General features: G+C 69.1%; 32 protein-coding genes. 18 read left to right on the top strand and 14 right to left on the bottom strand.

Features of this window, described 5'->3' with window-relative positions:
- Positions 1-4: 4 nt before the first annotated feature.
- Positions 5-883 carry a LysR family transcriptional regulator gene (locus tag AC07VX_RS08635; RefSeq protein ID WP_493164294.1) on the bottom strand — a complete coding sequence of 293 codons (879 nt, stop codon included), beginning with the start codon at positions 881-883 and terminating at the stop codon, positions 5-7.
- A gap of 108 nt (positions 884-991) precedes the next feature.
- Between AC07VX_RS08635 and AC07VX_RS08630 the strand changes: the two genes are divergently transcribed.
- A complete protein-coding gene (locus tag AC07VX_RS08630; protein WP_493164293.1) occupies positions 992-1,993 on the top strand; it encodes a zinc-dependent alcohol dehydrogenase family protein in 1,002 nt (333 codons plus the stop codon).
- Positions 1,994-2,000: 7 nt separating this feature from the next.
- On the opposite strand, the gene AC07VX_RS08625 is transcribed toward AC07VX_RS08630, so the two are convergent.
- The 13 genes from AC07VX_RS08625 to AC07VX_RS08565 form a co-directional block, all read right to left on the bottom strand.
- The gene (locus tag AC07VX_RS08625; protein ID WP_493164292.1) at positions 2,001-2,768 is read right to left on the bottom strand and encodes an SDR family NAD(P)-dependent oxidoreductase; all 768 of its coding nucleotides are present in this window, start codon (positions 2,766-2,768) and stop codon (positions 2,001-2,003) included.
- A 93-nt stretch (positions 2,769-2,861) separates the two neighbouring features.
- Positions 2,862-4,283 (bottom strand): dihydrolipoyl dehydrogenase, encoded by a 1,422-nt coding sequence (locus AC07VX_RS08620; protein WP_493164291.1) that lies wholly within the window; start codon positions 4,281-4,283, stop codon positions 2,862-2,864.
- A 49-nt stretch (positions 4,284-4,332) separates the two neighbouring features.
- The gene (locus AC07VX_RS08615; protein WP_493164290.1) at positions 4,333-5,286 is read right to left on the bottom strand and encodes a LysR family transcriptional regulator; all 954 of its coding nucleotides are present in this window, start codon (positions 5,284-5,286) and stop codon (positions 4,333-4,335) included.
- On the bottom strand, positions 5,283-6,050 hold the full coding sequence (locus AC07VX_RS08610) for an SDR family oxidoreductase (RefSeq protein ID WP_493164289.1): 768 nt from the start codon (positions 6,048-6,050) through the stop codon (positions 5,283-5,285). Before AC07VX_RS08610 ends, AC07VX_RS08615 begins: the two co-directional genes overlap by 4 nt.
- Complete coding sequence (gene araH / locus AC07VX_RS08605; RefSeq protein WP_493164288.1) at positions 6,043-6,990, bottom strand: L-arabinose ABC transporter permease AraH; 948 nt, start codon at positions 6,988-6,990, stop codon at positions 6,043-6,045. The genes AC07VX_RS08610 and araH overlap by 8 nt, the downstream gene beginning before the upstream one ends.
- A gap of 35 nt (positions 6,991-7,025) precedes the next feature.
- On the bottom strand, positions 7,026-8,537 hold the full coding sequence (gene araG / locus AC07VX_RS08600; RefSeq protein ID WP_493164287.1) for an L-arabinose ABC transporter ATP-binding protein AraG: 1,512 nt from the start codon (positions 8,535-8,537) through the stop codon (positions 7,026-7,028).
- Position 8,538: 1 nt separating this feature from the next.
- The gene (locus AC07VX_RS08595; RefSeq protein ID WP_493164286.1) at positions 8,539-9,519 is read right to left on the bottom strand and encodes an arabinose ABC transporter substrate-binding protein; all 981 of its coding nucleotides are present in this window, start codon (positions 9,517-9,519) and stop codon (positions 8,539-8,541) included.
- A gap of 13 nt (positions 9,520-9,532) precedes the next feature.
- Positions 9,533-10,426 (bottom strand): SMP-30/gluconolactonase/LRE family protein, encoded by an 894-nt coding sequence (locus AC07VX_RS08590; protein WP_493164285.1) that lies wholly within the window; start codon positions 10,424-10,426, stop codon positions 9,533-9,535.
- Positions 10,423-12,819: a beta-galactosidase gene (locus AC07VX_RS08585; protein ID WP_493164284.1), complete on the bottom strand. Its 2,397-nt coding sequence runs from the start codon at positions 12,817-12,819 to the stop codon at positions 10,423-10,425. The genes AC07VX_RS08590 and AC07VX_RS08585 overlap by 4 nt, the downstream gene beginning before the upstream one ends.
- A 42-nt stretch (positions 12,820-12,861) precedes the next feature.
- On the bottom strand, positions 12,862-13,479 hold the full coding sequence (locus AC07VX_RS08580; protein ID WP_493164283.1) for a 2-dehydro-3-deoxy-6-phosphogalactonate aldolase: 618 nt from the start codon (positions 13,477-13,479) through the stop codon (positions 12,862-12,864).
- Between the two features lies 1 nt (position 13,480).
- The gene (locus AC07VX_RS08575) at positions 13,481-14,377 is read right to left on the bottom strand and encodes a 2-dehydro-3-deoxygalactonokinase (protein ID WP_493164282.1); all 897 of its coding nucleotides are present in this window, start codon (positions 14,375-14,377) and stop codon (positions 13,481-13,483) included.
- A complete protein-coding gene (gene dgoD, locus AC07VX_RS08570) occupies positions 14,371-15,519 on the bottom strand; it encodes a galactonate dehydratase (RefSeq protein ID WP_493164281.1) in 1,149 nt (382 codons plus the stop codon). Before dgoD ends, AC07VX_RS08575 begins: the two co-directional genes overlap by 7 nt.
- A gap of 526 nt (positions 15,520-16,045) precedes the next feature.
- The gene (locus AC07VX_RS08565) at positions 16,046-16,342 is read right to left on the bottom strand and encodes a hypothetical protein (protein ID WP_493164280.1); all 297 of its coding nucleotides are present in this window, start codon (positions 16,340-16,342) and stop codon (positions 16,046-16,048) included.
- 284 nt (positions 16,343-16,626) lie between these two features.
- Here AC07VX_RS08565 and AC07VX_RS08560 point away from each other — a divergent pair, with 284 nt between their 5' ends.
- The 17 genes from AC07VX_RS08560 to AC07VX_RS08480 all read left to right on the top strand — a co-directional run bounded on the left by AC07VX_RS08560 (position 16,627) and on the right by AC07VX_RS08480 (position 25,539).
- A complete protein-coding gene (locus AC07VX_RS08560; RefSeq protein WP_493164279.1) occupies positions 16,627-16,917 on the top strand; it encodes a hypothetical protein in 291 nt (96 codons plus the stop codon).
- A gap of 2 nt (positions 16,918-16,919) precedes the next feature.
- Positions 16,920-17,171 carry a hypothetical protein gene (locus tag AC07VX_RS08555; RefSeq protein WP_493164278.1) on the top strand — a complete coding sequence of 84 codons (252 nt, stop codon included), beginning with the start codon at positions 16,920-16,922 and terminating at the stop codon, positions 17,169-17,171.
- Positions 17,168-17,371, top strand: a complete 204-nt coding sequence (locus AC07VX_RS08550) for a hypothetical protein (RefSeq protein WP_493164277.1) — start codon at positions 17,168-17,170, stop codon at positions 17,369-17,371. Before AC07VX_RS08555 ends, AC07VX_RS08550 begins: the two co-directional genes overlap by 4 nt.
- A 9-nt stretch (positions 17,372-17,380) precedes the next feature.
- A complete protein-coding gene (locus AC07VX_RS08545) occupies positions 17,381-17,746 on the top strand; it encodes a hypothetical protein (RefSeq protein WP_493164276.1) in 366 nt (121 codons plus the stop codon).
- Positions 17,747-17,772: 26 nt separating this feature from the next.
- Positions 17,773-18,126 (top strand): hypothetical protein, encoded by a 354-nt coding sequence (locus tag AC07VX_RS08540; protein ID WP_493164275.1) that lies wholly within the window; start codon positions 17,773-17,775, stop codon positions 18,124-18,126.
- 79 nt (positions 18,127-18,205) lie between these two features.
- Entirely contained in the window at positions 18,206-19,990 is a 1,785-nt protein-coding gene (locus AC07VX_RS08535; RefSeq protein ID WP_493164274.1) for a replication endonuclease, read from the top strand.
- 89 nt (positions 19,991-20,079) lie between these two features.
- The gene (locus AC07VX_RS08530) at positions 20,080-20,379 is read left to right on the top strand and encodes a hypothetical protein (RefSeq protein WP_493183881.1); all 300 of its coding nucleotides are present in this window, start codon (positions 20,080-20,082) and stop codon (positions 20,377-20,379) included.
- Positions 20,376-20,810, top strand: coding sequence for a hypothetical protein (locus tag AC07VX_RS08525; RefSeq protein ID WP_493164273.1), 435 nt, complete (start codon positions 20,376-20,378; stop codon positions 20,808-20,810). Before AC07VX_RS08530 ends, AC07VX_RS08525 begins: the two co-directional genes overlap by 4 nt.
- 11 nt (positions 20,811-20,821) lie before the next feature.
- Complete coding sequence (locus AC07VX_RS08520) at positions 20,822-21,463, top strand: hypothetical protein (protein ID WP_493164272.1); 642 nt, start codon at positions 20,822-20,824, stop codon at positions 21,461-21,463.
- A gap of 100 nt (positions 21,464-21,563) precedes the next feature.
- On the top strand, positions 21,564-21,719 hold the full coding sequence (locus AC07VX_RS08515; protein WP_493164271.1) for a hypothetical protein: 156 nt from the start codon (positions 21,564-21,566) through the stop codon (positions 21,717-21,719).
- Between the two features lie 12 nt (positions 21,720-21,731).
- Entirely contained in the window at positions 21,732-22,574 is an 843-nt protein-coding gene (locus tag AC07VX_RS08510; RefSeq protein WP_493164270.1) for a major capsid protein P2, read from the top strand.
- Positions 22,575-22,579: 5 nt separating this feature from the next.
- Positions 22,580-22,858 (top strand): hypothetical protein, encoded by a 279-nt coding sequence (locus AC07VX_RS08505; protein WP_493164269.1) that lies wholly within the window; start codon positions 22,580-22,582, stop codon positions 22,856-22,858.
- 8 nt (positions 22,859-22,866) lie between these two features.
- Positions 22,867-23,178, top strand: coding sequence for a hypothetical protein (locus tag AC07VX_RS08500; protein ID WP_493164268.1), 312 nt, complete (start codon positions 22,867-22,869; stop codon positions 23,176-23,178).
- Positions 23,179-23,181: 3 nt separating this feature from the next.
- Positions 23,182-24,018, top strand: coding sequence for a hypothetical protein (locus tag AC07VX_RS08495; RefSeq protein WP_493164267.1), 837 nt, complete (start codon positions 23,182-23,184; stop codon positions 24,016-24,018).
- On the top strand, positions 24,015-24,590 hold the full coding sequence (locus tag AC07VX_RS08490) for a hypothetical protein (RefSeq protein ID WP_493164266.1): 576 nt from the start codon (positions 24,015-24,017) through the stop codon (positions 24,588-24,590). Before AC07VX_RS08495 ends, AC07VX_RS08490 begins: the two co-directional genes overlap by 4 nt.
- Before the next feature lie 2 nt (positions 24,591-24,592).
- The gene (locus AC07VX_RS08485; protein WP_493164265.1) at positions 24,593-24,922 is read left to right on the top strand and encodes a hypothetical protein; all 330 of its coding nucleotides are present in this window, start codon (positions 24,593-24,595) and stop codon (positions 24,920-24,922) included.
- Entirely contained in the window at positions 24,922-25,539 is a 618-nt protein-coding gene (locus tag AC07VX_RS08480) for a lysozyme (RefSeq protein ID WP_493164264.1), read from the top strand. The genes AC07VX_RS08485 and AC07VX_RS08480 overlap by 1 nt, the downstream gene beginning before the upstream one ends.
- Positions 25,540-25,542 lie beyond the last annotated feature (3 nt).

The raw sequence follows: 25,542 nt of genomic DNA, 5'->3' as shown, positions 1-25,542 counted from the left end.
GGGTTCAAGAGGTTGCGTGGACGGGCATTGTGACCGGCGCCAGCTCGGCCACGACATGAGCCAGCAGGCGCTGCAGCCGGCCCAGCCGGCGCAGATCACGGTGGTATCCGACGTACACCTCGCGCGGCGGCGGTGCATCGTCGCAGTCGGCACGCTGCAGGCCAGCGTGGCGGTCACCCAGCAGGCGCGGCAGCACCGTCCAGCCGCAGCCGGCGGCGGCCAGCGCGGCCTGCACCTCGCGGTTGTTGCTGCGCATCGCGACCTGGGCATTCGGCAGCACGCGCTGCAGCCAATGCACATCGGGCATCTCGGCAAAGGCCGTGTCCATGGTCACCAGGCTCAGGCCGGCGCCGTCGCCCCAGGTCGGCATCGGCAGGCCCGGCGCGCCGTAGAGAGCGTAGTCCAGCGTCAGCAGCCGGCGCTGCACGACGTCGGCGCCCTCGAAGGGGCGGATGCGAAAGACCAGGTCGGCCTCTCGACGGGACAGGTTGTAGAGCCGCGAGTCGGTGATCAGCTCGATGCAGACGCGCGGATGGGCCGAACGAAAACGCGCGAACACCGGCGACAGCACATGCAGGCCGAACCAGTCCGAGGCCGACACGCGGATCAGCCCCTCCACCTCGTCGCCGCGCCCGGCCAGCCGGCGCTCGAAGCCCAGCGCCTCCTCCTCCATGCGCTCGGCGTGGTCACGCACCTGCTCGCCGAGCTCGGTCAGCACGAAGCCGGTGCTGCCGCGCTGAAACAGCGGCTGGCCCAGGCCGTCCTCGAAGGCTTTGAGCCGCCGGCCCATCGTTGGCTGTGACTGCCCGAGCGCCCGCGCAGCGCCACCCAGCGAACCCGCCCGGGCCACCGCGAGGAAAACCTTGATGTCGTTCCAGTCCATGCCCCAAAGCATACAAATTTGCATGCCTGAATTTCAAACTCATTGGTTTTCATTCGCTGACGCATGACCAAAACTGCAGACATCCCTTTTCACTCCCTGGAGTTAGCGATGTCTTCCACGATGCAAGCCCTGCGTGTCGACCATGCCGGTGCCGCCTTTGCGGCCGTTCAGCTGCCCCGCCCCGAGCCGGCCGAGGGCCAGGTTCTCGTGCGCATTCATGCCAGCGGCGTCAACCCGCTGGACACCAAGATCCGTGCCGGTCAGGCCGCCCACGCCCGCCAGCCGCTGCCCGCGGTGCTGGGCATCGACATGGCCGGCGTCGTCGAGGCCGTCGGCCCAGGTGTGACGGCCTTGCGAGCAGGCGACGAGGTCTACGGCATGGCCGGCGGCATCGGTGGCCTGCAGGGCACGCTGGCCGAATGGGCGGCCGTGGATGCCCGCCTGCTCGCGGTGAAGCCAGCGCGCCTGTCGATGCGCGAGGCGGCGGCGCTGCCCCTGGCGGTCATCACCGCCTGGGAAGGGCTGGTGGACCGGGCCGCCGTGCGCGCCGGCCAGACCGTGCTGGTGCAGGGCGGCGCAGGTGGCGTGGGCCATGTCGCAGTGCAACTGGCGCGCTCGCGCGGTGCCCGCGTGTTCGCGACCGTGGCCGCCGAGGACTTCGAGCTCGTCAGGTCCTGGGGCGCGACCCCCATCGACTTCCGAACTCAGACGGTGGAGAGCCTGGTGGCCGAGCACACCGCCGGCCAGGGCTTCGACGTCGTGTTCGACGCGGTGGGTGGGGCCGTGCTCGACGCCTCCTTCACGGCCGTGCGCCGCCACGGCGGCCATGTCGTCAGCATCCTCGGCTGGGGAACGCACAGCCTGGCGCCGCTGTCATTCCGCGCGGCAACCTATTCAGGCGTCTTCACGCTGCTGCCGCTGCTGAGCGGCGAGGGCCGGGAGCGCCACGGCGCCATCCTGCATGAAGCCGCTGCCCTGGTGGATGCCGGCCGGCTGCGCCCGCGCCTGGACGAACGACGCTTTACGCTGGCGACAGCCGGCCAAGCCCACGATCTCGTCGCAACGGGCCAGGCCCGCGGCAAGGTCGTCGTCGACATCGCCGAGCGCTGAGCCGGCTTCAGCGGCAGGTGTAGCCGCCGTCCACCACCAGTTCGCTGCCGGTGACGAACTTGCTTTCCTCGCTAGCCAGGTAGACGCAGGCCCAGCCGATGTCGTCGGCCTCGCCCATGTGGCCCAGCGGGTGCAGGGCGGCGGTGGCGGCCTTGGCGGCGGCAGGATCGGCCTGGCTCTTCAGGAAGCCGTCGACCATGGGCGTCCAGATGAAGCCGGGATGGACGCTGTTCACGCGGATGCGGTCGCCGGCGTAGAGCAGGGCGTCGGTCTTGGTCATCATGCGAACGGCGCCCTTGCTGGCGTGGTAGGGCGGCACGTCGGCGCCGCCCACCAGGCCATAGATGCTGGACAGATTGATGATGCTGCCGCTGCCGGCCTCGCGCATCTGCGCGATGACATGCTTGGTGCCGAGAAACACGCCGCGCACGTTGACCGCCTGCACGCTCTCGAACTCCTCCACGCTGAGTTCGTCTGTGGGCTTGTTGGGCCCGGCGATGCCGGCGTTGTTGACCAGCGCCGTGATCGGCCCGAAACGCTGCTTCACGTCGGCAAAGACGCGCTTCACCTGGGCCTCGTCGCTGACGTCCAGATGCCAGTAGGCCGCCTGGCCGCCGCGGGCGCGTATCGCCGCCGCGACCGCCTCGCCGCGCGCGTCGTCGAGGTCGGTCACCGCCACGCGGGCACCCTCGGCTGCCATCAGCCGGCTGATGGCTTCGCCGATGCCCATCGCACCACCGGTGACGACGGCCACCTTGTCCTTGAGTCTGTCCATGCCGATCTCCTGGGTCTGGCCACCCTGCGGGTGAATGGCCCACTGTCGCCGCGTTGCCGCCTGGGCGGCTTGAGATCGATCAAGCGCTGTGCATCAGGCCCCGGCCTCGGCGGAGGTGTCGCAGTCCAGGCAGTTCTCGATGGGCGGCGAGGGCAGGTGCAGGTCGTTGCTGAGCTGGCGCAGCGCCGTGCGCAGGCCTTCCTCGACGACCGGGTGATAGAACGGGCTGTCCAGCATTTGCTGCACCGTGTCGCCGCGCTGCACGCTCCAGGCCAGCAGATGGCCGACATGCTCCGCCGCCGGGCCGATCATCTCGGCGCCCAATAGCCGTCCCGTACCGCACTCGGCATAGACGTGCAGGCCGCCACGATTGACGAGCATGACGCGGCTGCGCCCCTGGTCGGCAAAGCTGACACGGCCGGTGTCGAAGACCGCCCCCGCGGCGGTCAGCTCGGCATGGCTGGCGCCGGCGATGGCGATCTGCGGCTCGCTAAAGACGATGGCCAGCGGCGCACGACGAGGGCGGCGGTGCACATCGGGCCAACGCGCCGCGTTGTCGCCGGCGATGCGCCCGGCGTCGGCAGCCTCGTGCAGCAGGGGGCGGTCATGGGTGGCGTCGCCGGCGATGAAGACCGGCATGCCGCCCCACTGGCCGGTGTGGCGGTCGATCAGCGGACGACCTTCAGCATCGCGCGGCAGGGCCAGCGCCTCCAGCCCCAGCCCGTCGAGATTGGCCTGACGGCCGGCGGTGCACAGCAGGGCGTCGAAGCGTTCGCCGCCGAGCAGCACCTGGTCGCCATCCAGCACCGGGTCCAGCGCAGTGGCGTTCAGCGTCAGCGGCAGGTCCTCGGCAAAGAGGCGCCGCGCCAGGGACTGCAGTTCGGGGTCGGTCAGCGGCCCGACCCGCCCGCTGCGCGCGAACAGGCGCACGCGCACGCCGAGCTTGTGCAAGGCCAGGGCCAGTTCCAGGCCGATGACGCCCGCACCGACGACGGCAACCGACTTCGGCAGATCGATCCAGTCAAACACGTCGTCGTTGACGATGAGCCTGCCGCCCAGCCGCTCGCGCCAGCCAGCCGGCACGAAGGTCCGCGAACCCGTGGCGATGACGACCGCCCTCGCTTCGACGCGCTGGCCGTCGACGTCCAGCATGCCCTGTGCGAGAAAACGCGCGCGCCCGAACAGCCGCGTGTCCTCGGGCCAGCCGTGAACGGTCTCCACGACAAAACCGACGAAGCGGTCACGCTCGTCCCGCACCCGCTGCATGACGGCGCGGCCGTCGATGCGCGGCGCCTCGGCCTGCACGCCGAAGCGGTGCGCATCGCGCACAGCCTGAGCGGCTTCAGCCGCGGCGATCAGCAGCTTGCTGGGCATGCAGCCGACGCGCGCGCACGTGGTGCCGTAGCGGGCGGCCTCGATGAGCAGCACCTTGTCGGTATGCACGCGCGCGGCGCGATAGGCGGCCATGCCGGCAGTGCCGGCGCCGATGATGGCGACGTCGCAGGAAAGGGTCATGGGCAGGCTCCTGGAGGGCTGGGCCGGCCAAGGATAGCCGCCAGCCCTCTCAGTGTCCGCCCAGGTGGCGGCGGGCCGCCTCTTCGCGCAGGCAGGCCAGCATGAGCTCCGCGCCCGGCGAAAGCTGGTGGCCGCGGCGGGTGACGATGCCGTAGGCGTCCATGCGCAGGCCGAGGTCGAAATCCAGCACGGCCAGCAGGCCGGCGGCCAGATAGGGCTTGACCAGTTCCTGCGGCAGAGCGGACACCATGTCAGACTGGCCCAGCAGGCTGGTGATGACGGGCAGGGACAACGTCTCGACGGTCTGCTGGGGCTGATCCAGCCCGGCCGAGAGGAAAAGGGCGGTCAGGCGGTCGCGCAGGATGCTGCCGCCGGGCGGCAATATCCAGCTCTGGCGAGCTAGCTCGGGCAGGCTCAGGTCGCTGCGGCCCGCCAGCGGGTGGCCGGCGCGCACGACGAGGCTGTGCGGCTCGTCGGTCAGCGGCTCGAAGCTGAGCTGGGCGGCGGACTCGCTGTCCAGCACGCGACCGATGACGAGATCGAGCTCGCCGTTCTGCAGGTGCTGGATGAGTATCTTGCTGGTGTCCACCGACACGGCCACATGCACGCGCGGCTGGCGGGCCTTCAAGACCGTGATGGCGGCGGGCAGCAGCGTCGTGGAGGGCGTCAGCACGGCGCCGACGGCCACGCGGCCGGACAGGCCCGACAGCAGTTCCATGACCTCCTGGTGGCCGGCATCCAGCTCGGCCAGTGCCGCCCCGGCGCGGCGGATCATGACCTCGCCATACCAGGTCGGCGCCACGCCGCGCGGCAGGCGTTCGAAGAGCTTGACGCCCAGGGCGTGCTCCAGGTCGGCCAGCAGCTTGGAGGCAGCCGGCTGCGTCAGGTTGGCGGCCTGGGCGGCATGCAGGATCGAGCCGTGCCGCCCCAGTTCCACCAGCAGCACGAGCTGGCGCGTCTTGAGGTGGGAGCGGACGAAGCGATCCGAGCGCGGGTCGGTCATTCGTGATAGAGCTGGGAGCGGCCGCCATCGATGAGGATGTCGGTGGCGTTGATGAAGCGGGCTTCGTCGCTGGCGAGGAAGAGGGCAGTGTAGGCAACCTCGATGGGCTCGCCGACGCGCTTCGGGGGCAGCAGTTCGACCTGGCGCCGGGCCGCTTCCGGATCACTGGCCAGCCATTCGACGACACGCTCCGACAGGATCAGCCCCGGAGAGATGGAGTTGACGCGGATGTTGTGCGCAGCGTACTGGATGCCCAGCGCCTTGGTCATGCCGATCAGCGCATGCTTGGCGACGGGATAGGGGAATGCATTGGGGATGATGCGGTGGCCGTGGACGGAGGCGACGTTGACGATGCTGCCGCCGCCTTGCGCCAGCATGCCGGGCAGCACGGCGCGGCTACAGTGCATGGCGCCGTCCAGGTCCACCGCGAAGCAGCGCTGCCACTGCGCCGTCGTCATGGCCAGCGGCTCGGTGAACACATCCATGCCGGCGTTGTTGATCAGCACGTCGATGGCACCAAAGCGCTCAGCGCCACGGGCCGCCATGGCGCGCACGGCGGCTTCGTCGGCGATGTCGGCGGCGATGAACAGCGCGTTGTCTTCGCCCAGCTCATGCACCAGGGCTGCGCCCAGCGCTTCATCGGCCGCCAGGCCGTTCAGGATGACCTTGGCCCCCTCGGCGACGAAGAGCCGGGCCACGGCCTTGCCGATGCCCTGGGTGGAACCGGTCACCAGCGCGACCTTGCCTTGCAGTCGATCAGCCACGGCGCTCGCCTCGCGTCTTCAGCTGGTCCAGCAGCACGGCGGCCAGCAGGATGAGGCCGCGCACCAGGTACTGGTAGAACGCATCGACGTTCAGCAGGTTCATGACGTTCTCGACGGTGCCCATGATGAGCACGCCGATGACGACGCCGAAAATGCGCGCCTTGCCGCCCTGCAGCGACACGCCGCCCAGCACGCAGGCGGAGATGACGTCCAGCTCGAAGCCGGTGGCCGCGTTGGGCTGGCCGCTGGTGATGCGGGCCGACAGGATCAACCCCGCCAGCGCCGTGACGACGCCTTGCAGCAGGAAGATCCACACGCGCAGCCGCTCCACGCGCACGCCGGCCAGGCGCGCGGCCTCGGGGTTGCCGCCGATGGCCAGCGTGTTGCGGCCGAACACCGTGTGGTTGAGGAGCACGCCGAAGATGACGAAGCACAGCGCGGTCATCCAGATCGGCAGCGGCAGGTTCATGAATGTGGTGTCGCCGAAGGAGATGAAGCCCTCGTCGGCGATGCCCACGGCCTGGCCCTTGGAGGCGATGAAGGCCAGGCCGCGCACCATCAGCATGGTGGCCAGCGTGGCGATCAGCGCATTGACGCGAAGGTAGGCGATGAGCACGCCGTTGCCCGCGCCGATCAGCGCGCCGGCGAGCAGGCCGCTGCCGATGGCCAGGCCGACGCTGCCGGTGCGCTCCAGGACCATGGCGCCCAGCACGCCGGCGAAGGCGATCGTAGAACCCACGGAGAGGTCGAAGTCCCGCGAGGCCAGGCACAGCATCATGGTGCAGGCCACCATGCCGATCTGCGCGACCGACAGCAGCAGGCCGACGATGTTGGCGCCGGAGAAGAAGTTCTCCACCGAGAAGGCCAGCACGACGAACAGCAGCGCGTAGCCCAGCGTCATGCTGTGTTCCTTGAGCAGGGCGCGGGACGTGGTGGACATGGCGGGGCGTCGAGAAAGAGTAGTCGTGTTCATGATCAATGAAGGGCTGCGGCAGGCGCCCCGTCGGGCAGGGCCAGCGCGAGTGCGGCGGTCTCGTTGGCATCGGCACGGGCCAGCTCGCCGCTGATGCGGCCGTCGCGCATGACGATGAGGCGGTCTGAGATGCCCAGCACCTCGGGCAGTTCGCTGGAGATGACGATGACGCAGCAGCCCGTGGCCGCCACGTCGTGGATGATCTTGTAGATCTCGTTCTTGGCGCCGACGTCGATCCCGCGCGTCGGCTCGTCGAGGATGAGCACCTTGAGGCCCGGCTCGGCCAGCCAGCGCGCCAGGATGACCTTTTGCTGGTTGCCGCCCGACAGCAGACGGATCTCCTGCTCTCGGCTGGGCGTCTTGACACGCAGCTTGCGGATGAAGTCGTCGGCGCGCTGGGCCTCCTGGGCGTGGCGCAGGAAGACGCCGCCCGCCAGGCCATGGCGGCGGCAGCTGATGTTGATGTTCTCGGCCACGGAAGAGTGCGCCAGGATGCCCTGCTCCTTGCGGTCCTCGGGGCACAGCACGATGCCGGCGGCGATCGCGTCGGCCGGGCTTCGGGCGGCGACTGATCTGCCATCCAGCAGCACCTCGCCACCACGGCGCGCGTCGGCGCCGTAGAGCAGGCGCATCAGCTCGCTGCGGCCGGCGCCCACCAGGCCGAAGAACCCCAGCACCTCGCCGCCGCGCACGCCAAAACTCAGCGGCTCGGGCAGACGCGCGCTGTGCAGGCCGCGGGCTTCAAGGCGGACGGGGCCCTGCTGGCGCGCGCGGTAGTCGTAGATGTCCTGCAGCTCGCGGCCCACCATGTCCGCAATCAGCCGCTCGCGCGGCACCTCGGCCATCAACTCGTGAGTCACGATCCTGCGGCCGTCGCGGAAGATGGTGCAGGCGTCGCACAGCTCGTACAGCTCTTCCAGCCGGTGCGAGATGTAGATCAGCGTGCGGCCCTCGGAACGCAGGCGCTTGACGAGCTTGAACAGGATCTCCGTCTCGCGATGCGACAGGCTGCTGGTGGGCTCATCAAACGCGATGACCTTGGCGTCCTGCATGACGGCCTTGCAGATCTCCACCATCTGGCGCTGGGCGATGGACAGCTCCGACAGCCGCGCGGCCGGGTCCAGCTCCACGCCTATGGATACCAGCTGCGCGGCCACCAGCCGGCGTGCGGCCTTGTGGTCGACCAAGCCGAAGCGCGTGGGCAGCCGACCCAGCAGCACGTTCTCCGCGACCGTCAGCTCGGCCACGTACTGCAGCTCCTGGTGAATGATGGCCACGCCGGCGGCAATGGCGTCGCCCGCCGACGTGAAGTGGCGCTCCTGCCCGTCCAGCAGCAGGCGGCCGCCGTCGGGCCTGTACTGGCCGCCAAGGATCTTCAGCAGCGTGCTCTTGCCGGCGCCGTTCTCGCCGAGCAGGCCCATCACCTGGCCGGGGCGCGCCTCGAAGCTGACCCCGTTCAACGCTTTGACGCCGGGGAAATGCTTGCTGATGTTGTCGAACTGCAGGGAAGCCATGTCAGAGGCCCATCTGCTTGCGCAGTTCGGCCTGGTTCTGGCGCGTCATCAGCGTGCCGGCCGTCAGCGTGACGGGCGCTGGCGCCTTGCCGGCCGTGGCCCACTCGTAGACGGCCACGGCGGTCTCATAGCCGTGGCGCCTGGGGCTGATCAGCACCGTGCCGTAGAAGGCGGTCGGCGTGGGCTTGGTGAACTCGTTGAGCGCCGTCTGGCTGCCGCCGATGCCGATGGCCAGCATGGCGTCCTGCTTGATGCCGCGGCCTTCCGCCGCGCGGACGGCGCCGAGGGCCGCCTCGTCGTTGAGGCCGAAGGCCACCCAGCGCTTGAACTTGGCGTTCTTCGTGAAGGCGATGTTGGCGGCGTTGAAGGCGCTCTCGGTGTCGGTCTTGGCCTGCGGCGCATCCACCACGTTGGCGGCGGGCACGCCGGCGGCCTTGAGCGCATCCACGGCGCCCATGGTGCGGTCCCTGGCGGTGGGCAATTGATCAAAAGCCACGCGCAGCACGCCGACCTCGTCGAGCTTCCAGCCACGCGCCTTGACCTCGGCGAGCAAGCCAGCACCGACCTGCTTGCCGATCTCGTAGCCCGAGATGCCCATGTGGGGGATGTCGGCGATGGGCTTGCCGGCGCCGTCGACGAGCTGGTCGTCCACCGACATGACCTTGAGGTTGTGGCGCTTGGCGGCGCGGTTGACGGCCACGCCCAGCTTCACATCGGGCGCGCAGATGACGAAGCCGATCGCCTTCTGCGCGGCCAGATTGTCGATGGCGGCCATCATCTTCTCGCCGTTGGGGATGCCGATCTTCACGAGGGTGAACCCCTTGTCCTTGGCGGCCTGTTCGGCGTAGCGCCATTCGTCCTGGAACCAGGGCTCCTCGGCCTGCTTGACGAGGAAACCGACCTTGACCGGTTCGGCGGCCTGCAGCGCGAAGGGCGCGGCCAGCAGGGCCAGGGCGAGAGCGGCGCGTCTTTGAATCTTCATGGTTGTCTCCTTCTCAGTCTTCAAACAGGGCGTCGGCCACGCCCAGAGCCCTGGGCAGGCGCAGCCCGAACAGGCTGCCGGACAGTGGCTGTGCGGCCAGTGCATCGCGGCCCAGCTCCGCGCGGGCGGAGGTGAGCATCAACTGGTCCATGCCCTCGCCACCGATGGCAGGGCAGGTCGTGTGGGCAGCCTGGGCGGTGAACACGCCCATCAGCGCGCCCGAAGGGTCGTAGCGTGCCACACGGCCCGCCCCCCATTGGGCGTTCCACAGGCAGCCTTCGGCATCGATGACCGAGCCATCCGGCCAGGCATCCGCACGGTCCATCTGCGTGAACAGGCGGATGTTGTCGACCTGGGCGTCCGCAGCGTCGTAGTCGCACTGCTGGATGCGCTGGGTCAGCGTGTCGCAGAAGTACATCGTGCGGCCGTCCAGGCTGAAGCAGATGCTGTTGGCGATGGCCACGGCCGGCAAGGCCAGGCGGCGCAGGCCGTGCGGCATCGAGTACTGGTAGAAGCTGCCGATGGCGCGGCGCTCCCTGGCCTCGTTCAAGGTGCCGAACACGAAGCGTCCGCTGCGGTCGGTGCGGCCGTCGTTGACGCGGGTGCGGGGCTCGGCAGCGTCCACCGGCGCCAGCGTCTGCAGCTGGCCCGGCTCCAGCTCTTCGCCCAGCGTGGCCAGTGCCAGGCGCTTGGCCAGGCCCAGCAGCACGCGGCCGGAGCGGCAATGGGCGAAGCTGCCCAGCCGGTCGGGCAGGCGGCAGGACAGCGGCGCCGCCTCGCCGGGCCGCCAGGCGTGAAGCGTGGCGGCCTCGATGTCGGTCCACCACCAGCGGCCGCCCTGCCACTGCAGGCCTTCGCCCAACGTGGCGCCGTGCGGCAGCGCAAGTTCGAGGGCTGTGCTCGTCATGGCGAGATGGCGGCGCGGCGCACCGTGAGCAGCCGGGCGCCGCGCAGCTCCGCAACCTGGCTCTGGCCGGCGGCGAAAGCGGGGCGGTGGGCGGCATCGATGTAGATGGGGGCGTCGGCGCGCAGCGGCAGCACGCTGAGCTGCAACTCGGCACCCGGCTTCAGCGCGAACTGCCGCAGGCCGATCTGCCAGCGCTGGCCGTTGTAGTACCAGTCATCCAGCAGGGTGGTGCCGGCGAAGACGCGGCCGATGTCGCCTACGAAGTCCAGCTCCAGCAGCACGTCCTCGACCCTGGGTGCGAGTGGTTGTGGCAGCTTCAGCGACCAGGTCGCTGCGCCGGCAAAGGCTTCGGGGATGGGCTGCACAGCTGCCCTGGCGAGGCCTCCCTTCAGCACGGCTGGCGCGTTGCCGGCCTTGCGCGTGAGGCTGACCTGTAGCGTCGGCTGGGCGTTGTCGCCGTCCAGCTCCAGGCGCTGCAGCAGGCCGTCCTGGCTCACCCGCAGGCCGGCCGCGCGCGGCTGGGGCAGGGCAGGGAAGATGGCGGCGCGCAGCGCTTGCGGGCCGACGCCGCGCAGCTGAAGCTTGCCGTCGGCACCCACCCAGGCCTGCTGCTCGCTGAAGACCAGACGGCGCCGGCCGGCGATCTCCAGCACGCTGAGCTGCTCGACCTGCTCCGGTGCCAGCAGCAGCAAGCTGACGGCGCGGCCGTCGCGGCTGCCGATGCGCTGCAGTTCGGCGCCCGGCTTCAGCGTCCTGAGCCCGTCGGCCAGCGCGAACTCCGCGGGAATGCCGGCTGCGGCGGCGAACACGTGGACGATGCCCTGTGCGCCAGCGTCGATGCGCGCAACCGGCTGGGCCGTGGCGTGGCGCAGCTTCACGCCGTCCAGGTCGAGGTTGATCGGCCAGATGAAGTAGGCACCGTCGGGGATGTCGACCGGCGTGCTGGGCAGCGTCAGTGTGCCGCCGGGCAGCCGCACCTCGAAGCGCACGCCGGCCTGCGCCGGCATGGCGTACTGGCGCACATGGTTGTTGAAGAACAGGAAGGCGCTGTCGCCGTTGCTGCGGACAGCCCAGCGCGGCGTCTGCAGGTCGGCCGGGTTGGCGGGTGTGCGCTCGGGCTGGCGCACCGTCATCGGCGCCAGTGCGGCGCCGTAGTCGCGAAGGAAGTAGTGGAAGGGGCGCAGCCGGGCCAGCACCGGGCGCTGCTGGCCGTCCGGCCCGAGCGGCGCCTGGAAGTCGTAGCTGATGCGAGGCGTGTCGTTGTAGCCGCCGCTCAGCGAGCTCTCCTCCAGGCCGGTGCCGCCCGCGCCGACCGGGTTGCGGCCGCCGTGGAACATGTAGTAGCCCAGCAGATTCACGCCCGAACCGAGCTGCACGGGCAGCATGCTGGCGATGTCGTCCGGCGACACCAGCGTGCGGCGGCGGTACATGGCAGGCAGGCCGGCGCCATATTCCGCGCCGAGGAAGGGCACCTTGTCCTTGTCGGTTTCGGCCGTGCCGGGCGCATGCGACTGCGTCTGCGCGCCAAGGTCGCCACTGACGCGGGTGTCGAAGCGGAAGGCGTGCGTCTCCTTCGGCGCCAGTTCCTTCGTGCTCGTCGCCCAGGGCTCGTCGGGGTAGCCGCCGAAGACGGGCGTGACCTCGCCGGACGGATAGACCGTGCCGTCCCAACCGGTGACCGTGTAGAGCGGCACGTCCATGCCGGCCTTGAGCGCCAGGGCCTTCAGCGCGCCGATGTGCTCCTCGCCCCTGCCCGGGCCGCGCAGGTTGTACTCGTTCTCCAGCTGCACGCCGACGACGGGGCCGCCGTCCTTCCACAGCAGGCCCTTGAGCTGCGCGCCGATCTCGGCGTACAGGCGTTCGACATGGCCGAGGTACTGCGCGTCGTTGCTGCGCGTGGGCATGGCGTCGACAACCCAGTCCGGAATGCCGCCGTAGCGCGCCTCGCCATGCGCCCACGGCCCCAGGCGCACGATGACCTTCAGGCCCGCCGCCTGGGCCAGCTTAACGAAGCGGCGCAGGTCATGGTTGCCCTGCCAGTCGAAGGCACCGGGCTGCTCCTGGTGGTGGTTCCAGAACACGTAGCTGGCCACGATGTCGATGCCCGCGGCCTTCATCAGCCGCAGCTGGGCGTCCCACTGCGCGGCCGGCGCGCGGCTGTAGTGGTATTCGCCCATGACGGGCAGCCAGGGCCTGCCGTCGCGCAGCAGGTACTGGCTGTTGACGGCCAGCGCCTGGCCATCGGGGGCTCGGGCCGTGCCCAGCTTCAAGTGGCCCACCTGCGGCGGGGCAGCCGCCGCGCGGGCGTCCAGCTTCAGCACCGTGTCGGCACTGGCGGCGGGGCCGAACGCGGCCAGCGCCAACCCCGCGCAAAGCGTGAGGATGCGGTTCATGGGCAGTCTCCGGATGTTGTCGTTGTTGTTGTCCGCAGGTCGCTAGTACGCCTGCCAGGCCTGCACGAAGGCGTTGGCGCGCCGGCCCACCTCAACAGCACCGAGGCCCGGGCTGTACAGCGCCGAACCGAGGCCGAATCCGGAGGCACCCGCCTTGCGGTAGACGGCCATCGTCTCGGGCGAGATGCCGCCCACCGGCAGCAGGCGCAGCTCACGCGGCAGCACGGCGCGCATGGCCTTCACGACCGGCGGCGTGACCAGTTCGGCCGGAAACAGCTTGAGGGCGTCGGCGCCGGCCTGCAGCGCCGCGAAGGCTTCGGTCGGCGTGGCAGCACCCGGCACGCAGGCCATGCCGCGCGCCTTGGCCACGCGGATGACGGCCACGTCGGCATGCGGCATGACGATGAGGCGGCCCCCGGCGATCTGCACGTCGCGCACGGCATCGGCACTGAGCACGGTGCCGGCGCCGATGAGTGCGTCGCCGGGCATGCGGCGGGCCAGGCGGCCGATGGAGTCCAGCGCCTGGGGCGAGTTCAGCGGCACCTCGATGACGCGAAAGCCTTCGGTGTAGAGGGTATCGGCGATGGCCTCGACCTCATCGGGCTTGACGCCGCGCAGGATGGCGACGAGGGGAAGTTGTTGCAGTGCCTGATCGAGCATGTCAGAGCCCCAGGGTTTGCGCGAGCCGCCACAGGCCGGCCGGCGCGGTGTTGTCGAGTTGCAGCGGCGTGGCGATGCCGAAGCGGCCGAGGGCCAGCGCGTAGCGCTCGCACAGCGCCGGGTCGCCGACGAGCGCCAGGCGTTCGGGTGCGGCAGCTCTCAGCTCGTGGGCGATCTCGTGGCCGATGAGCAGGCCGGAGAGGTAGTCGGGCAGCTGCTCGGGCGGCAACCGCTTGAACAGGCCCAACGTGCGCACGGCAAAGAGCTGGTGGCCCAGCGCGCCGCCCTGGCGCGCGGCGTCCACGCCGGCCAGGAAGGCCTGAGCGGAGGGCGGGGCGCTGCCGTCGGCCGGCATCAAGCGCGCCAGCACCGAATGCTGGCGCAGCAGCGCATAGAGCTCGCCGGTCATGTGGGTGGCAAAACCCGTCACCCGGCCGGCCTCGACGCGCGCCCACTTGGCATGCGTGCCGGGCAACACCAGGCAGGCCTGCGCCGCCAGCTCGGGGTGCAGGGCCAGCGCGCCGACGATCTGTGTCTCCTCGCCGCGCATGACGTCGGGCTGGGCGCCGTCGTGCATCAAGCCGGGCAGGATCCAGAACCTGTCGTTGACCTGCAGCGCCTGGCCGGCCAGCGCGGCGGCATCGGCCGGGCAGGGCGCGTAGGCCGCCTCGCGCCAGCCATGCTGGCTGCCGACCATGCCGCAGGCCAGCATGGGCAGGGCGGGCCAGCCCTCGACGACGGCGGCAAGCGCCTGCGCGAAGGCGGGCTCGCCGGACAGCGTCGAGGCGCCCTGTTCGGACTGGCGCGACGCCAGCACGGCGCCACCACCCCCCAGCAGGAAGGCACGCAGCCGCGTGCTGCCCCAGTCCAGCGCGATGAGGCGGGCGTCGCTCACCATTCGGCGACGCTCCCGTCCGCGTGGCGCCACAGGGGGTTGCGCCAGTCGGGCGCCACCTTGCTGGCGGCAATGACCTTTTCCTCGTCCACCACCACGCCCAGGCCCGGCTTGGTCAGCGGCTTCATGTAGCCGTTCTCGACGTGGAAGTCTTCCTTGTTCACCACGTAATCCAGCAGCTCGCCGCCCTGGTTGTAGTGGATGCCCATGCTCTGCTCCTGCAGCACGGCGTTGTGCGAGACGAAGTCGACATGCAGGCAGGCCGCCAGCGCGATAGGGCCCAGCGGGCAGTGCGGAGCCAGGGCCACGTCGTAGGCCTCGGCCATCGAGGCAATCTTCATGCATTCGGTGATGCCACCGGCGTGCGACAGATCGGGCTGCACGATGGACAGGCCGCCAGCCTGGAACACGCGCTTGAACTCGAAGCGCGAATACATGCGCTCGCCGGCCGCCAGCGGGATGGCCGTGTGCTGGGCCAGGCGGGCATAGACCTCGTCCTGCTCGGCCAGCACCGGCTCCTCGACGAACAGCGGGCGGTAGGGTTCCAGCGCCTTGAGCATCACCTTGGCCATCGGGGCGCCGATGCGGCCATGGAAATCAATGCCGAACTCGATGTCGTGGCCGAAGGCCTCTCGGATCTCGGCGATGCGGGCCACCGCCTCGTCCACCTTGCGGGCGCTGTCGATGAGGCCCATCTCCTCGGAGCCGTTCATCTTGAAGGTGTCGAAGCCGCCTTCGCGCAGCCGCTTGATGTCGCGGATGACGTCGGCCGGACGGTCTCCGCCGACCCAGGAGTAGACCTTCATCCGGTCCCGCACCAGGCCACCCAGCAGTTCATGAACGGGCGCGCCCAGCGCCTTGCCCTTGATGTCCCACAGCGCCTGGTCGATGCCGGCGATGGCGCTCATCAGGATGGCGCCACCGCGGTAGAAGCCGCCGCGGTACATGACCTGCCAGAGGTCGTTGATGCGTGACGGGTCCTGGCCGATCAGGTAGGGCTCGAACTCATGAACGGCGGCCTCGACGCTGCGCGCCTTGCCCTCGATGACGGGTTCGCCCCAGCCGCTGATGCCGGCGTCGGTATCGATTTTCAGGAACATCCACCGCGGCGCGAGGCGGTAGGTCGTCAGCTTGGTGATTCGCATGGGCCGTGTTTGCTACAGGAACGGCCGTGAGCTTAGGAGGGGCTGCTAGTTCTGAAATATCGATTATTTGCAGCGAGCTATATCAAATTCACATTCCTTGCCCGCCCGAGCAGAAAAACAAAAGGGCTGCAAAGCAGCCCTCAAGGTGTCGGCGGGCTGGTCATGCCCGCCGGAGTTCGGCGCTTCAGACGCGGTCCTGGCCGTACTTGCCGCCCACGGCGTCGCGCAACTGGCCAAAGACGGCGAGAGTCGAAAACGCCAGAGTCACGATCAGCAGTTCCATATATTTCCCTTTCTTCGTTGTTGACCGTTTCATCTTAGGGTTTCCACCATGACAAACAAGGGTTAACCCTATGCATTGCCTGCATGGAACGATGCGGTACCGCTAAGGGCGATAAAGCTAGCCCAAGCCCTGTAACGGCGACAATGTGCAGCGTTTCAAATGACCAGCGCCGCCTTGGATGCCCGATGCCTATTGGGCAAAGTCGAGATTTGAGCCCCCGGCAAAATGTCGGGGGTGGGGCCGTCAGTGGGCCTTTTTAGCCTTCCCAGGCTTGGACATGCGCGACAGCAGCATTTCCCAGACTTCGCGCTCGGCTTCGGTGCGTGCGCGGGCCAGGTTGCAGTGCAAAACGGCCTCAGCGGAATCGACCTCTGCAAGCTCTGCAAGGCCCTTCACGACTGGGTTCTCGGGCAATGAGCGGCCCGAGCGGTAGTTAGACATGGAGTTAGGGTTGATGCCCAGCATCTTGGCAATTCGGTAGTCCGAAACGCCCCCTAGGCGCTCTCGCGCACGGTCGATCAGTTCGACAGCAGAAAACATTGAAACCCCCCGGTTTCGTGGCGCAGCCACTACGAAACCTGACTGTAAGCCGACTGTCTCAATGGGGTAAATACTCGGTGTGGCTTGAGATATCTCTTACCCCTTGAGATAGTCCGGCCCGCTGACCGGTCACTTCGAAACCCCCCGTTCCCCGGTCCGGTCAGCACCCTTAGGGGCACTGCCCGCCCAGGTAGGGCAGTGAGGCAAGCCAAAGCGGTTCGATTCCGCCCGGGCAGTGCCCCTAAGGGTCTCAGGCGGGGAGGGTGGGGGTTCAAGGGGTTTCAATGCACCGTATCGAGTTCTCCGGCTTCAGCGACTGCGCGTTTCTGAAGTCGGCACCGGCCGCAGTCATCTTCAACGGACGCGAGCTGAAGCCGCATGAGGCGCTGATCCTGTCCGACATGCTGCGCGAGATGGCCCACGAGGCCAGCGACAAGGCGGCCAAGGAACGGGAGGCCGTCAGAAAGGCATTCGAGTCGCACAAGCAGACCCGCGCCGCTGTGAAGCGTGCCGAGGACGCCCAGGTCTGCGAGCAGGTTGCTCGCGAGATGCTGGAACGCGAAATCGGGGCCTGACCATGGGCGGCAGCGTCAACAGCGGCGTGTGCCAGGGCGGTCCCTTCCCTGCGCCGTTCAAGATCAGTTCGTTCTGGTGGAAGCCCTGGGACTCGACCGGAACGCCCTGGCGCGTGGCAGTCCGCTCGGGCCTCATGGGCATCTTCTTTCCCGGCCGGGACGGCGCGGAGCTGCGGGACTACGGGCTCCAGGCCGATGCGCCGGCCGTGGTCGATGACTTCGGCAATCTGGTCATCGTCGGGCGCTGGGAATGAGCCCCGCCACCATCCAGACCGAGCGCGGCCCGCTGGTCGTTGACCGCGTGCCCGGCGCCCCGACCGTCCGCGTCAAGCTGGGGGAGGGCATCTTCTCCATCACGGTCAACCTGACTTTGGGCCAAGTCGCCGACATCGTGCGCGCGCTGGGCCTTGCGCGGCACGAGATTGCGCCCGAGCGCGATCCCTACGACGTCTGAGGAGCCATCATGAGCGGTCCTATCCCCCAAGCCCTGGCCGACAAGGCCGCCGGCCTCGCGTTCGCTGCGAAGGCGGCGGCCTACGGCGTCAGCCCTCGTGAGCTGGCGGTCCTCGAAAGCCGCGCCAACCTGCGCGACATCGCCGAGGCCCGCGCGAAGGCCAACAACGTGAGCGCCCAGGCCCAGGCCTGGGCCTCCATCCCCCACCGCTGCCGCGTCGTGCTGCTGAACCTCGGCGCCCGGTCCGAGGGCGACAACTTCGCCCGCGCCCGCCAGCCCTGGGACACCTTCAGCCGCGAGGATCAGGACAGCATGGCCCGCGTGCGGGAAGAGCTGCTCCAGGGCCTCGCGCCGGCTCACGCGCTGAGCTGGTGAGTCGTTCCCACCCCCGAGCGACGCACATGGAACGCAACCCCCTGACCGGCTTCAGTCGCAAGCGCCTGATGATGGCGCTCGACGCAATCGGCGGCGATCTTGAGCTGGACGAGAGCGACGTTTTGGAGGCCCACGCGCCGCCCGGCTACTGCTGGGCCGGCAACGGCGGGACCGTCATCGTTGAGCCGGCCGTCAACCTAGCCGGCGACCGCTTCATGCGCGAGGCCCTGGACCGGCTCATTGAGCTGATCGGCCACGGGCTGCGCCGCTGCACGGCAGAAGAGTCGGCCGACTTTGAGCACATGCGCGATGAGGCGTGGACCGCGCCAGTGGGCGCCCCCGACTTCATCGACGCTGCCGCCATCGCTGCCGCAGCCTGAAAAACCATCCCCTGGAACTGAAGTGCGGAATCTGAGCCCGCGCCGCGCCCTGTTCCTGCACGGCGCCAGCGAAAGCGACGTGAGGGCGGCCCGCCGGGCCGGCTACGCGCTGCGCACCATCGTTTGGGCGCTGGACACGGCCGACGCGCCGCGCCGCGCCGCGGCCAAGCGCGCCGCGCTGAAGGCCCTGCCGGACCTCGGCGAAGCGCACCCGCGCGCCTCGCAGTGGGTCACTCCAGACATGCCGGATGCCGAGATTCGCGACCTCGCGAACTGGCGCGCGGCCCTGGTGCTGCACCTCATCGGCGAACTGCGCGAACCCGTCACCCTCGAATGGTTGGCCGCGACCGTGGAAGACCTACAGGGCACGCTGCCGCGCGTCAGCTGCATGGCCTCGGCCGAAGAGCTGCAAGCCTGCGTGAAGCGGGCATGCTGCCGTTTCTGGTGGCGCCGACAGCTGCGCCGCGTGGCCGGGCAGGCCCGCGAGGCCCGCGCCGCCCAGGACGGCGAGCTGGGCAAGGGTCAGCAGGTCTACGTGACGGATGAGACCGCCCGCCGGCATGCCGCCCAGCGCGCCGCGAATCAGGCCATGCTTGAGCGCACCGAGATTGAAGACGCGGACGGGAACACGATCACGCTGGCCGCGGCGGTGAATGCCAGTGTCGCGAATAGAGCCATCCGGCGCGGCGAGCTGATGACCCGCATTCGTGGCGCCGAAGAGTGGGCCGCGGCCCGCGGGCTGGCTGGCCTCTTCACGACCAACACGGCGCCCTCACGGTTCCACCCGGCCGCCGGCCGAAACGAGAAGTTCGACGGCTCGACGCCGGCCGACGCTCAGCGCTGGCTCTGCAAGACCTGGGCGCGCACCCGCGCCGCCCTGGCCCGCGCCAAGGTCGCGGTGATGGGCTACCGCGTGGCGGAGCCCCATCAGGACGGGTGCCCGCACTGGCACATGCTGCTATGGGCCAAGCCTGACCAGCTCGACAAGCTCCAGGCCATCATGCGCGAGCATTGGCTGAGGGACGAAGGCGACGAACCGGGCGCCCAGCGCTACCGCGTCAACTTCAAGGCCATGGAACACGGCGGCGCCGCCGGCTACGTCGCCAAGTACATCAGCAAGGGTATCGACGATCACGGCGCGGTCGGAGCTGAGGGCCACCGCGACGAAGAGCAGGGCGCCCAGGTCGATGCCATCGGAGGCAATGCGAAGCGCGTGGAGGCCTGGGCCTCGCAGCATCGCATCCGCCAGTTCCAAGCCATCGGGCAGCCCCCGGTGACGGTTTGGCGCGAGCTGCGGCGGGTTTCATACCCCGCCGCCCAAAGCGCCTCCCTGGCAGTGCAAGAGGCCCGCGAGGCCGTCAACCGCTCCGGCGGCCGGCGCGCGTGCTGGCGCCGGTACATGGAAGCCCAGGGCGGCGCCATGACCGGCCGCGGCTACCGCATTGCCCTGGCCGGCCTGGAGGAGCGGCGCGAGGGCCGTTACGGCGCCTTCGACGCGCTGCGCATCCTGGGCGTGGTGGACCGCGAGGCCGGCCCGGTAATCATCGAATCGGAACGCAAGCAATGGCGCCCGCGTGGGTGCTGGGGACAAGGCGACCGCAACACGGCCCAGCTGGCGGCCGTGCTGGGTGTTGCAAGCGCGAAGCGCGCGCAGCCTTGGACCCGTGTCAATAACTGTACGCAGCAGCAAGGCGGCATTGCCGCCCTGTGGGCCTCCGGCATCGTCGGGGCCGTCACGAATCGGGGGCCGGGGGGTCTACCTACTGAGGAAAACCCATGTTTGAAGTCTGGACCCCCGTCAAGGTCACCAATCCCGAGCACGCCCGCGCCGAGACCGCCGGCATCGTCACGCAGCGCAACCTGAAGGAACACCCCGACGCCGTCGTCGTGAAGTTCGACCTCGACGGCACGGAAGAGGCCGTGCCCTGCGCCGACCTGAAGGCGCTCTAAGCCATGGTGCGCACCGTGTCCGAAAAGGTCGGGCGCGGAGCGTGCCCTTCGTGCGGCGAGGCGGTCATGTACCGCCGGACCGGCGGGGGCAAGCTCTCGTTTGAGTGCGACGCCTGCGACCTGTCCGGCTACATGCCGGCGGGAAGCGAGGCCGAGCGCAAGGCCCTGGCGACCGTCACCCGCCGCACCCCCGAACCGACGCCCGAGCCTGCCCCTAAGGGGCAGCCCGCGCCGACCCCTGAACCCTCGCCGAGCCCTGCCCCTAAGGCGGCGCGCTCGGTCTTCGAGCTGGGCCAGCTATGACCGAACCCATCCCCGGCGACGCCCTCGCGGCGCGCACCTTCACCCCCCTGCAAGAAGACGCCGACGCCAGCCAGGCGGAAGCCCAGGCGGCGGCCGAAGCGGCCCAGGCCGAAGCCGCTGCCCGCGCCATGGCGCTGGGCGTCCAGAAGGTCGTGCTCGGCCTGCTGAAGATCGCCCGCGCCGCCATCGCGAAGCGCCTGCCCGAGATTCGGGAAGAGTGGCCCGACGACATGCTGCACGCGCCGGCCGAAGCCGCGGTGCCGCTGCTGGAGAAACACATGGGCGCCCTGATGGCCCTGGTTGGCAGCTCGCCCGAGCTGGCGGCCTTCGCCTTCGCCTGCATCCCCCTGGGCATGGGCTATCTGGCAGCGGTGGACAAGCATGCCCGCACTATCGACATGCCGACCGACGCGCCGGCCGCGGCATCGTGAAGCCCCTCACCGTGGGCGCCTTCGGTGCGCGCGGGACGGGCAAGACGGCATGGTCAAAGCAATGGATCAGAAAGCACGGCGGCCCGCGCGTGATGGTGTGGGACTACAAGTCCGACCCGTCGCTGACCGACCTCGGCGAAGGGTTCGCGAGCTGGGCCGCCTTCGTCGCGGCCTGCACCCGACCGCGGTTCACGGCGCGCTACCTCGTCAGCCATGACCACGACGTGCATGAGCAGTTCGCGGCCTTCTGCGAGCTGGCATGGCGTGAAGGAAACCTCTGCATGGTCGTGGATGAGCTGCCCGAGGTGACCAAGGCCAACCGCGCCCCGCCGGTCTGGCGCAAGTGCGTGAACGTCGGCCGTGACTACGTGGACGGCGGCAAGCGCAAGGCCCTGACCATCGTGGGCATCGGCCAGCGTCTCGCAGAGGTGGATAAGTCCTTCCTCGACAACTGCGACCTCATCCACGTCGGCCGCCTGGGCTACGGCTGCGCGACCAAGCTTAAAACCTGGGGGATGGACCCTAAGGAACTGGTCACGCTGCCTGATCTGCACTGGCGCGAGAAGTCGCCCGACCGTGCCGAAATCGCCTCAGGGGTGTTGTCTTTTGCACAAAAAAAGCCGGCCGTGAGGCCCGCCAAAACACGCCCCTAAGGGGCCGCCCCTGAGGGGCAGTTTTTGCGCCTGAGGGGTGCTGGGAAGCCCACTGCGAACCGTTCGCAGACCAACCCCCAACACCCCTCAGGAACGCATCGTGAACCTCTCCGATCTGACCAAGCTGGCCGTGCCCGCCGGCATCCTCTTCGCCATCTACAAGTTTGTCCCGGACCAGCGCGTCAAGGCCATGGCCCTGGGCGCTGCCGGCGTGCTGGTGGCCCGTCAGCTGCCCGTCCTCGGCGACGCCATCTAAGGGGACGCGACCATGCAAAAGCAAGTCGTCCTCGATCCGTTCCTGAACGTAGTTGCCAGCGGCGTTGCCGTCAGCGACATGACCAAATACCTCGGCTCCGTGATGGAGAAGATCACCCTCACCCTGGGTGGTACGACCTTCACGAAGTCGATGATTACCTCGCTGGTCCTGAAGGCCAACGGCAAGATCATCTTCGAGACCACGGGCGCCAACCTCGACGCCTCGAACCTCTACAACGCCGGCGTGTCCGACGTGACGGTCCTGAAGATCGACTTCATGGATCGCAAGGCCGTCACGGTCAATGCGCGCCAAGCCGGCGCTATCGACCTGTCTGCCGGTTCGGGCATCACGTCCCTGCGCCTGGAAGTCACGATCAGCGGCGCCACCGCGCCGACCCTGGTGGGCTTCTGCGACGTGTCGCCCCCGACCGCCGACCCGAGCGAAGCCGGCATCCGCGGCCTGATGGTCCGTCGCCACCGCGCCACCTACGTCGTTGGCGCGGCCGGCACCCTGGCCATCCCGATCCCTCACCTCGACCCGGCCGGCGGCGGCTCGGCCTATCGCCGTATCTACCTCTACTCGGCGAACTGCACGGGCATCAAGACCGTGCGCGAGGGCGTCACCGAGCACGAGCTGACCAAGCTCCAGAACGAAAACGCCCAGAAGGACAACTTCAAGGTGCCGCAGGCCAACCTCGTGGTGTTCGACCCTGTGCAGGACGGCCAGATGACGGGCCGCATCTGGGACACGCGCCCCGGTGCCGGCATCCGCTCGGCCCAGTTCTACGCCACCTTCTCGGCCGGTGAGACGATCACCATTGAGACCGAAGAACTGCTGGGCCTGGGCGCCTACTGACCGACATGGCGGCCACTCAACAAGCCGTCGTCCAGCAGCAGGACTCGCTGCGCTCCGTGCGCAACTTCGTCTCGCTGCTGTCCGGTGCGGTCAACGATCAGACCTGGGCCGGTGAGGACGCCTACGCGGTCAACATGCCCGGGCAAGTCCAGGTGCAAGGCCCCAACGGCGTGGCCGTCGAAGGCAAGCCCGTGGTCATCGCCTCGACGGCGCCGGCCCCGGTCTTCCCGCCCGCGATGCTGGCCCTTGGCCTCGTCGTCGTCGGCTATCTGCTGCTGAAGTAGGGGGCCGCGTGGTCCCCTTGAACCTGAACCTGTCCGCGCCATCGACGGCGACCAGCTCGGCGGCCAATGCCGCCCGGCTGGGCTTCGATGGATCGGGCTGGACCCTCAGTACGGGCGGCGGCACGGCCCGCGGCGGCAGCTCCGGCGGCCTGACCCAGACCGGCGGCTTCGGTGCGCCGGCCCAGCAGCCGGACAGCCAGGTCGGCGGCTACTTCGAAACCGTGCCGACCTTCGGCGCGGGCGTTCCCTCCCAGGCAGGCGGCGGCCCGCTGATGTGGCTCTTGCTGCTCGGCGCCGCTGGCTTCCTCATCCTTCGGTGATCCATGGGCCTCTTTGGCGGCGGCAACAGCTCCAGCACGTCGAACACGACGAACAACGCCTATGACCAGCGTCAGGTGTCCGACGCGTCGGGCGGCGGCCTCATCGGCTCCGACAACGTGTTGGACAGCTCCAGCCGCTGGAGTTCGGTCCTCAACACGTCCGACAGCGGCAACAGCTGGGCGAACTCGGGCAACACCTCGCAGTTCACGACCCGGGACAGTGGCAACACCACGTCCACCAGCAGCTTCGAGACGCGCGACAGCGGCAACACCACGTCCACGCTGAACACGTCCAACAGCGGCAACACCACGACGACGGTGAACGCCCTGGACGGTGCGGCCATCGGCAGCAGCTTCGCGGCCATCAGGGACACGGCGCACGCCTTCTCCGACTTCGGCACCGATGCCCTCGGGCTGGCCGGCAAGTCCGTGGACGGTGCCGGCAGCATGCTCGGCAAGTCGCTGAGCTTCGGCGACTCGGCCTTGGGCAAGTCCTTCGGCTTCGCGGGCGATGCCCAGTCGGGCGCCTTCAGTTTCGGCGGCAAGGCCCTGGACAAGGCTTTCGGCTCGATCAGCGACGCGCTGAGCTTCGCCAAGTCGGCCCAGCAGGCCAGCTACGCCCAGGCCGGCGACGCGCTGAGCAAAGCCACGTCGGCCCTGACAGATGCCCTGTCGTTCGGCAAGTCGGCCACCAGCTCGGCAATGGACAGCTTCGCGGCCTCGTCGCGCCAGCTGGACAACGCCTACGCCGACGCCAAGGGCCAGGGCGCTCTGACCCCTTACCTGCTCGGCGCCGCCCTCATCGGTGCCCTCTTCATCGCCTGGAAGGTCGCGAAGTGAGCCTGACCGCCAAGAAGTACAGCTTTGACATCCCGGCCAACGGGGCGCTGCGCGTGCCCATCGTCGGCGCCTTCCTGCGCATCATTTCCTGCCTGGGTCCGCTGGACGTGTCCACCGACAACGGCGGGGTAAGCATCGAATCCATGGGCGTCGGCGACGGCTTCAAGGACAAGCCGTTCAACGCGCTGACCTTCAAGGACCGAAGCGGCGCGACCAACACGATTTCCGTGGTGGTCAGCGACGAAGAGTTTCTGAACGCGCCGGCCGTGTCGTCGGCCATAAGCTCGACGGTGCAGGTTCAGACCGCCAGCATGGCCCACACGGCGCCGGCCGTGGGCGTGGCCTCGGCCCAGCTCATCGCGGCCAACACGGCGCGGCGCTACCTGCTGATCCAGAACACCGGAACCGTGGCGATCTGGGTTCGCTTTGGCGCCACGGCGGCGGTGACGGCATCGCCTTCGGTGCGCATCCCCGCGGGCGGTGATCGCGAGTGGGACAGCATCGGCCCCACTCAGGCGGTGCAGGCCATCGCCGAAGGTGCGGGCGCGACCGTCACTGTGGTGGAGGGCTGACCATGCCGGCATCGAATGGACAGTTCACCGGGGCCGTCCCGGGCCTGAACCTGCGGGCCTGGGCGCTCATGACCAACTCAGAGGGCCAAAGCTTCGGCCGCACGGCTGCGAAGTCCTTCAACTGCACCCTTGCGAACGGATCGGGCGGCAACTTCACGCTGACGCTAACCCAGGCCATGGCCGACACCAACGTGACGCTCCAGGCCGTGCTGCCTGACGGCCTTGTCGTCGGCGGCACCGCCACGACCACGGGGGCAATCTCCTTTGTGACCAAGCTGCCGGGCGGCGCCACGACGCAGCCGACCATGCTTTGGGTGGGGGTCTACGGCTGATGAACACGACCTATCTGGCCGCGGCCATCGCCCTGGGCTTCGTCGCTTGGGTAACCCTGCGCCGCCAGCCCGAGACCGCGGGCGAAGGCGACATCACGACCGAAGACGGGGAGGGCAGTGCCCTCGATGTCGGCGGCTACGTCAGTCAGGCGGCCCAGGTCTTCAACAGCTCGGACGACAGCTGGAACAACCCGACCAGCATGAGCCCGGCGGGTCTGCAACGGCTGATGAACCGCGAGGGCTTCAGCCCGGAGCCCTACCCGGACCACAAGGGCCAGTCCATCGGCTTCGGCCACCTCATCAAGCCCGGCGAGACGTTCACGCGCATCAGCCGGGAAGAGGGCGCCCAGCTCCTGGCCGCTGATGTGGCCTGGGCGGAGGATGCCGTTCGCTCGGCCATCACGGCACCCCTGAATCAAGACCAGTTCGACGCCCTCGTGTCCTTCGCCTACAACGTCGGCGCCGGGGCCTTCAAGCGCTCGACGCTGGCCCTGAGGATCAACCGGCGCGACCCCGCGGCCGGCGATGAGTTCGCCCGCTGGGTCTATGCGTCCGGCGTCGTCAATCCGGGCCTCGTCGCGCGCCGCGCCGACGAAGCCGACCAGTTCAACGCGTGAGCC

This window comes from Roseateles sp. GW821-FHT03B02 (assembly GCF_059421025.1).
The sequence above is the reverse complement of the archived record's forward strand: the minus strand, read 5'-3'. Positions and strand labels throughout refer to the sequence as shown.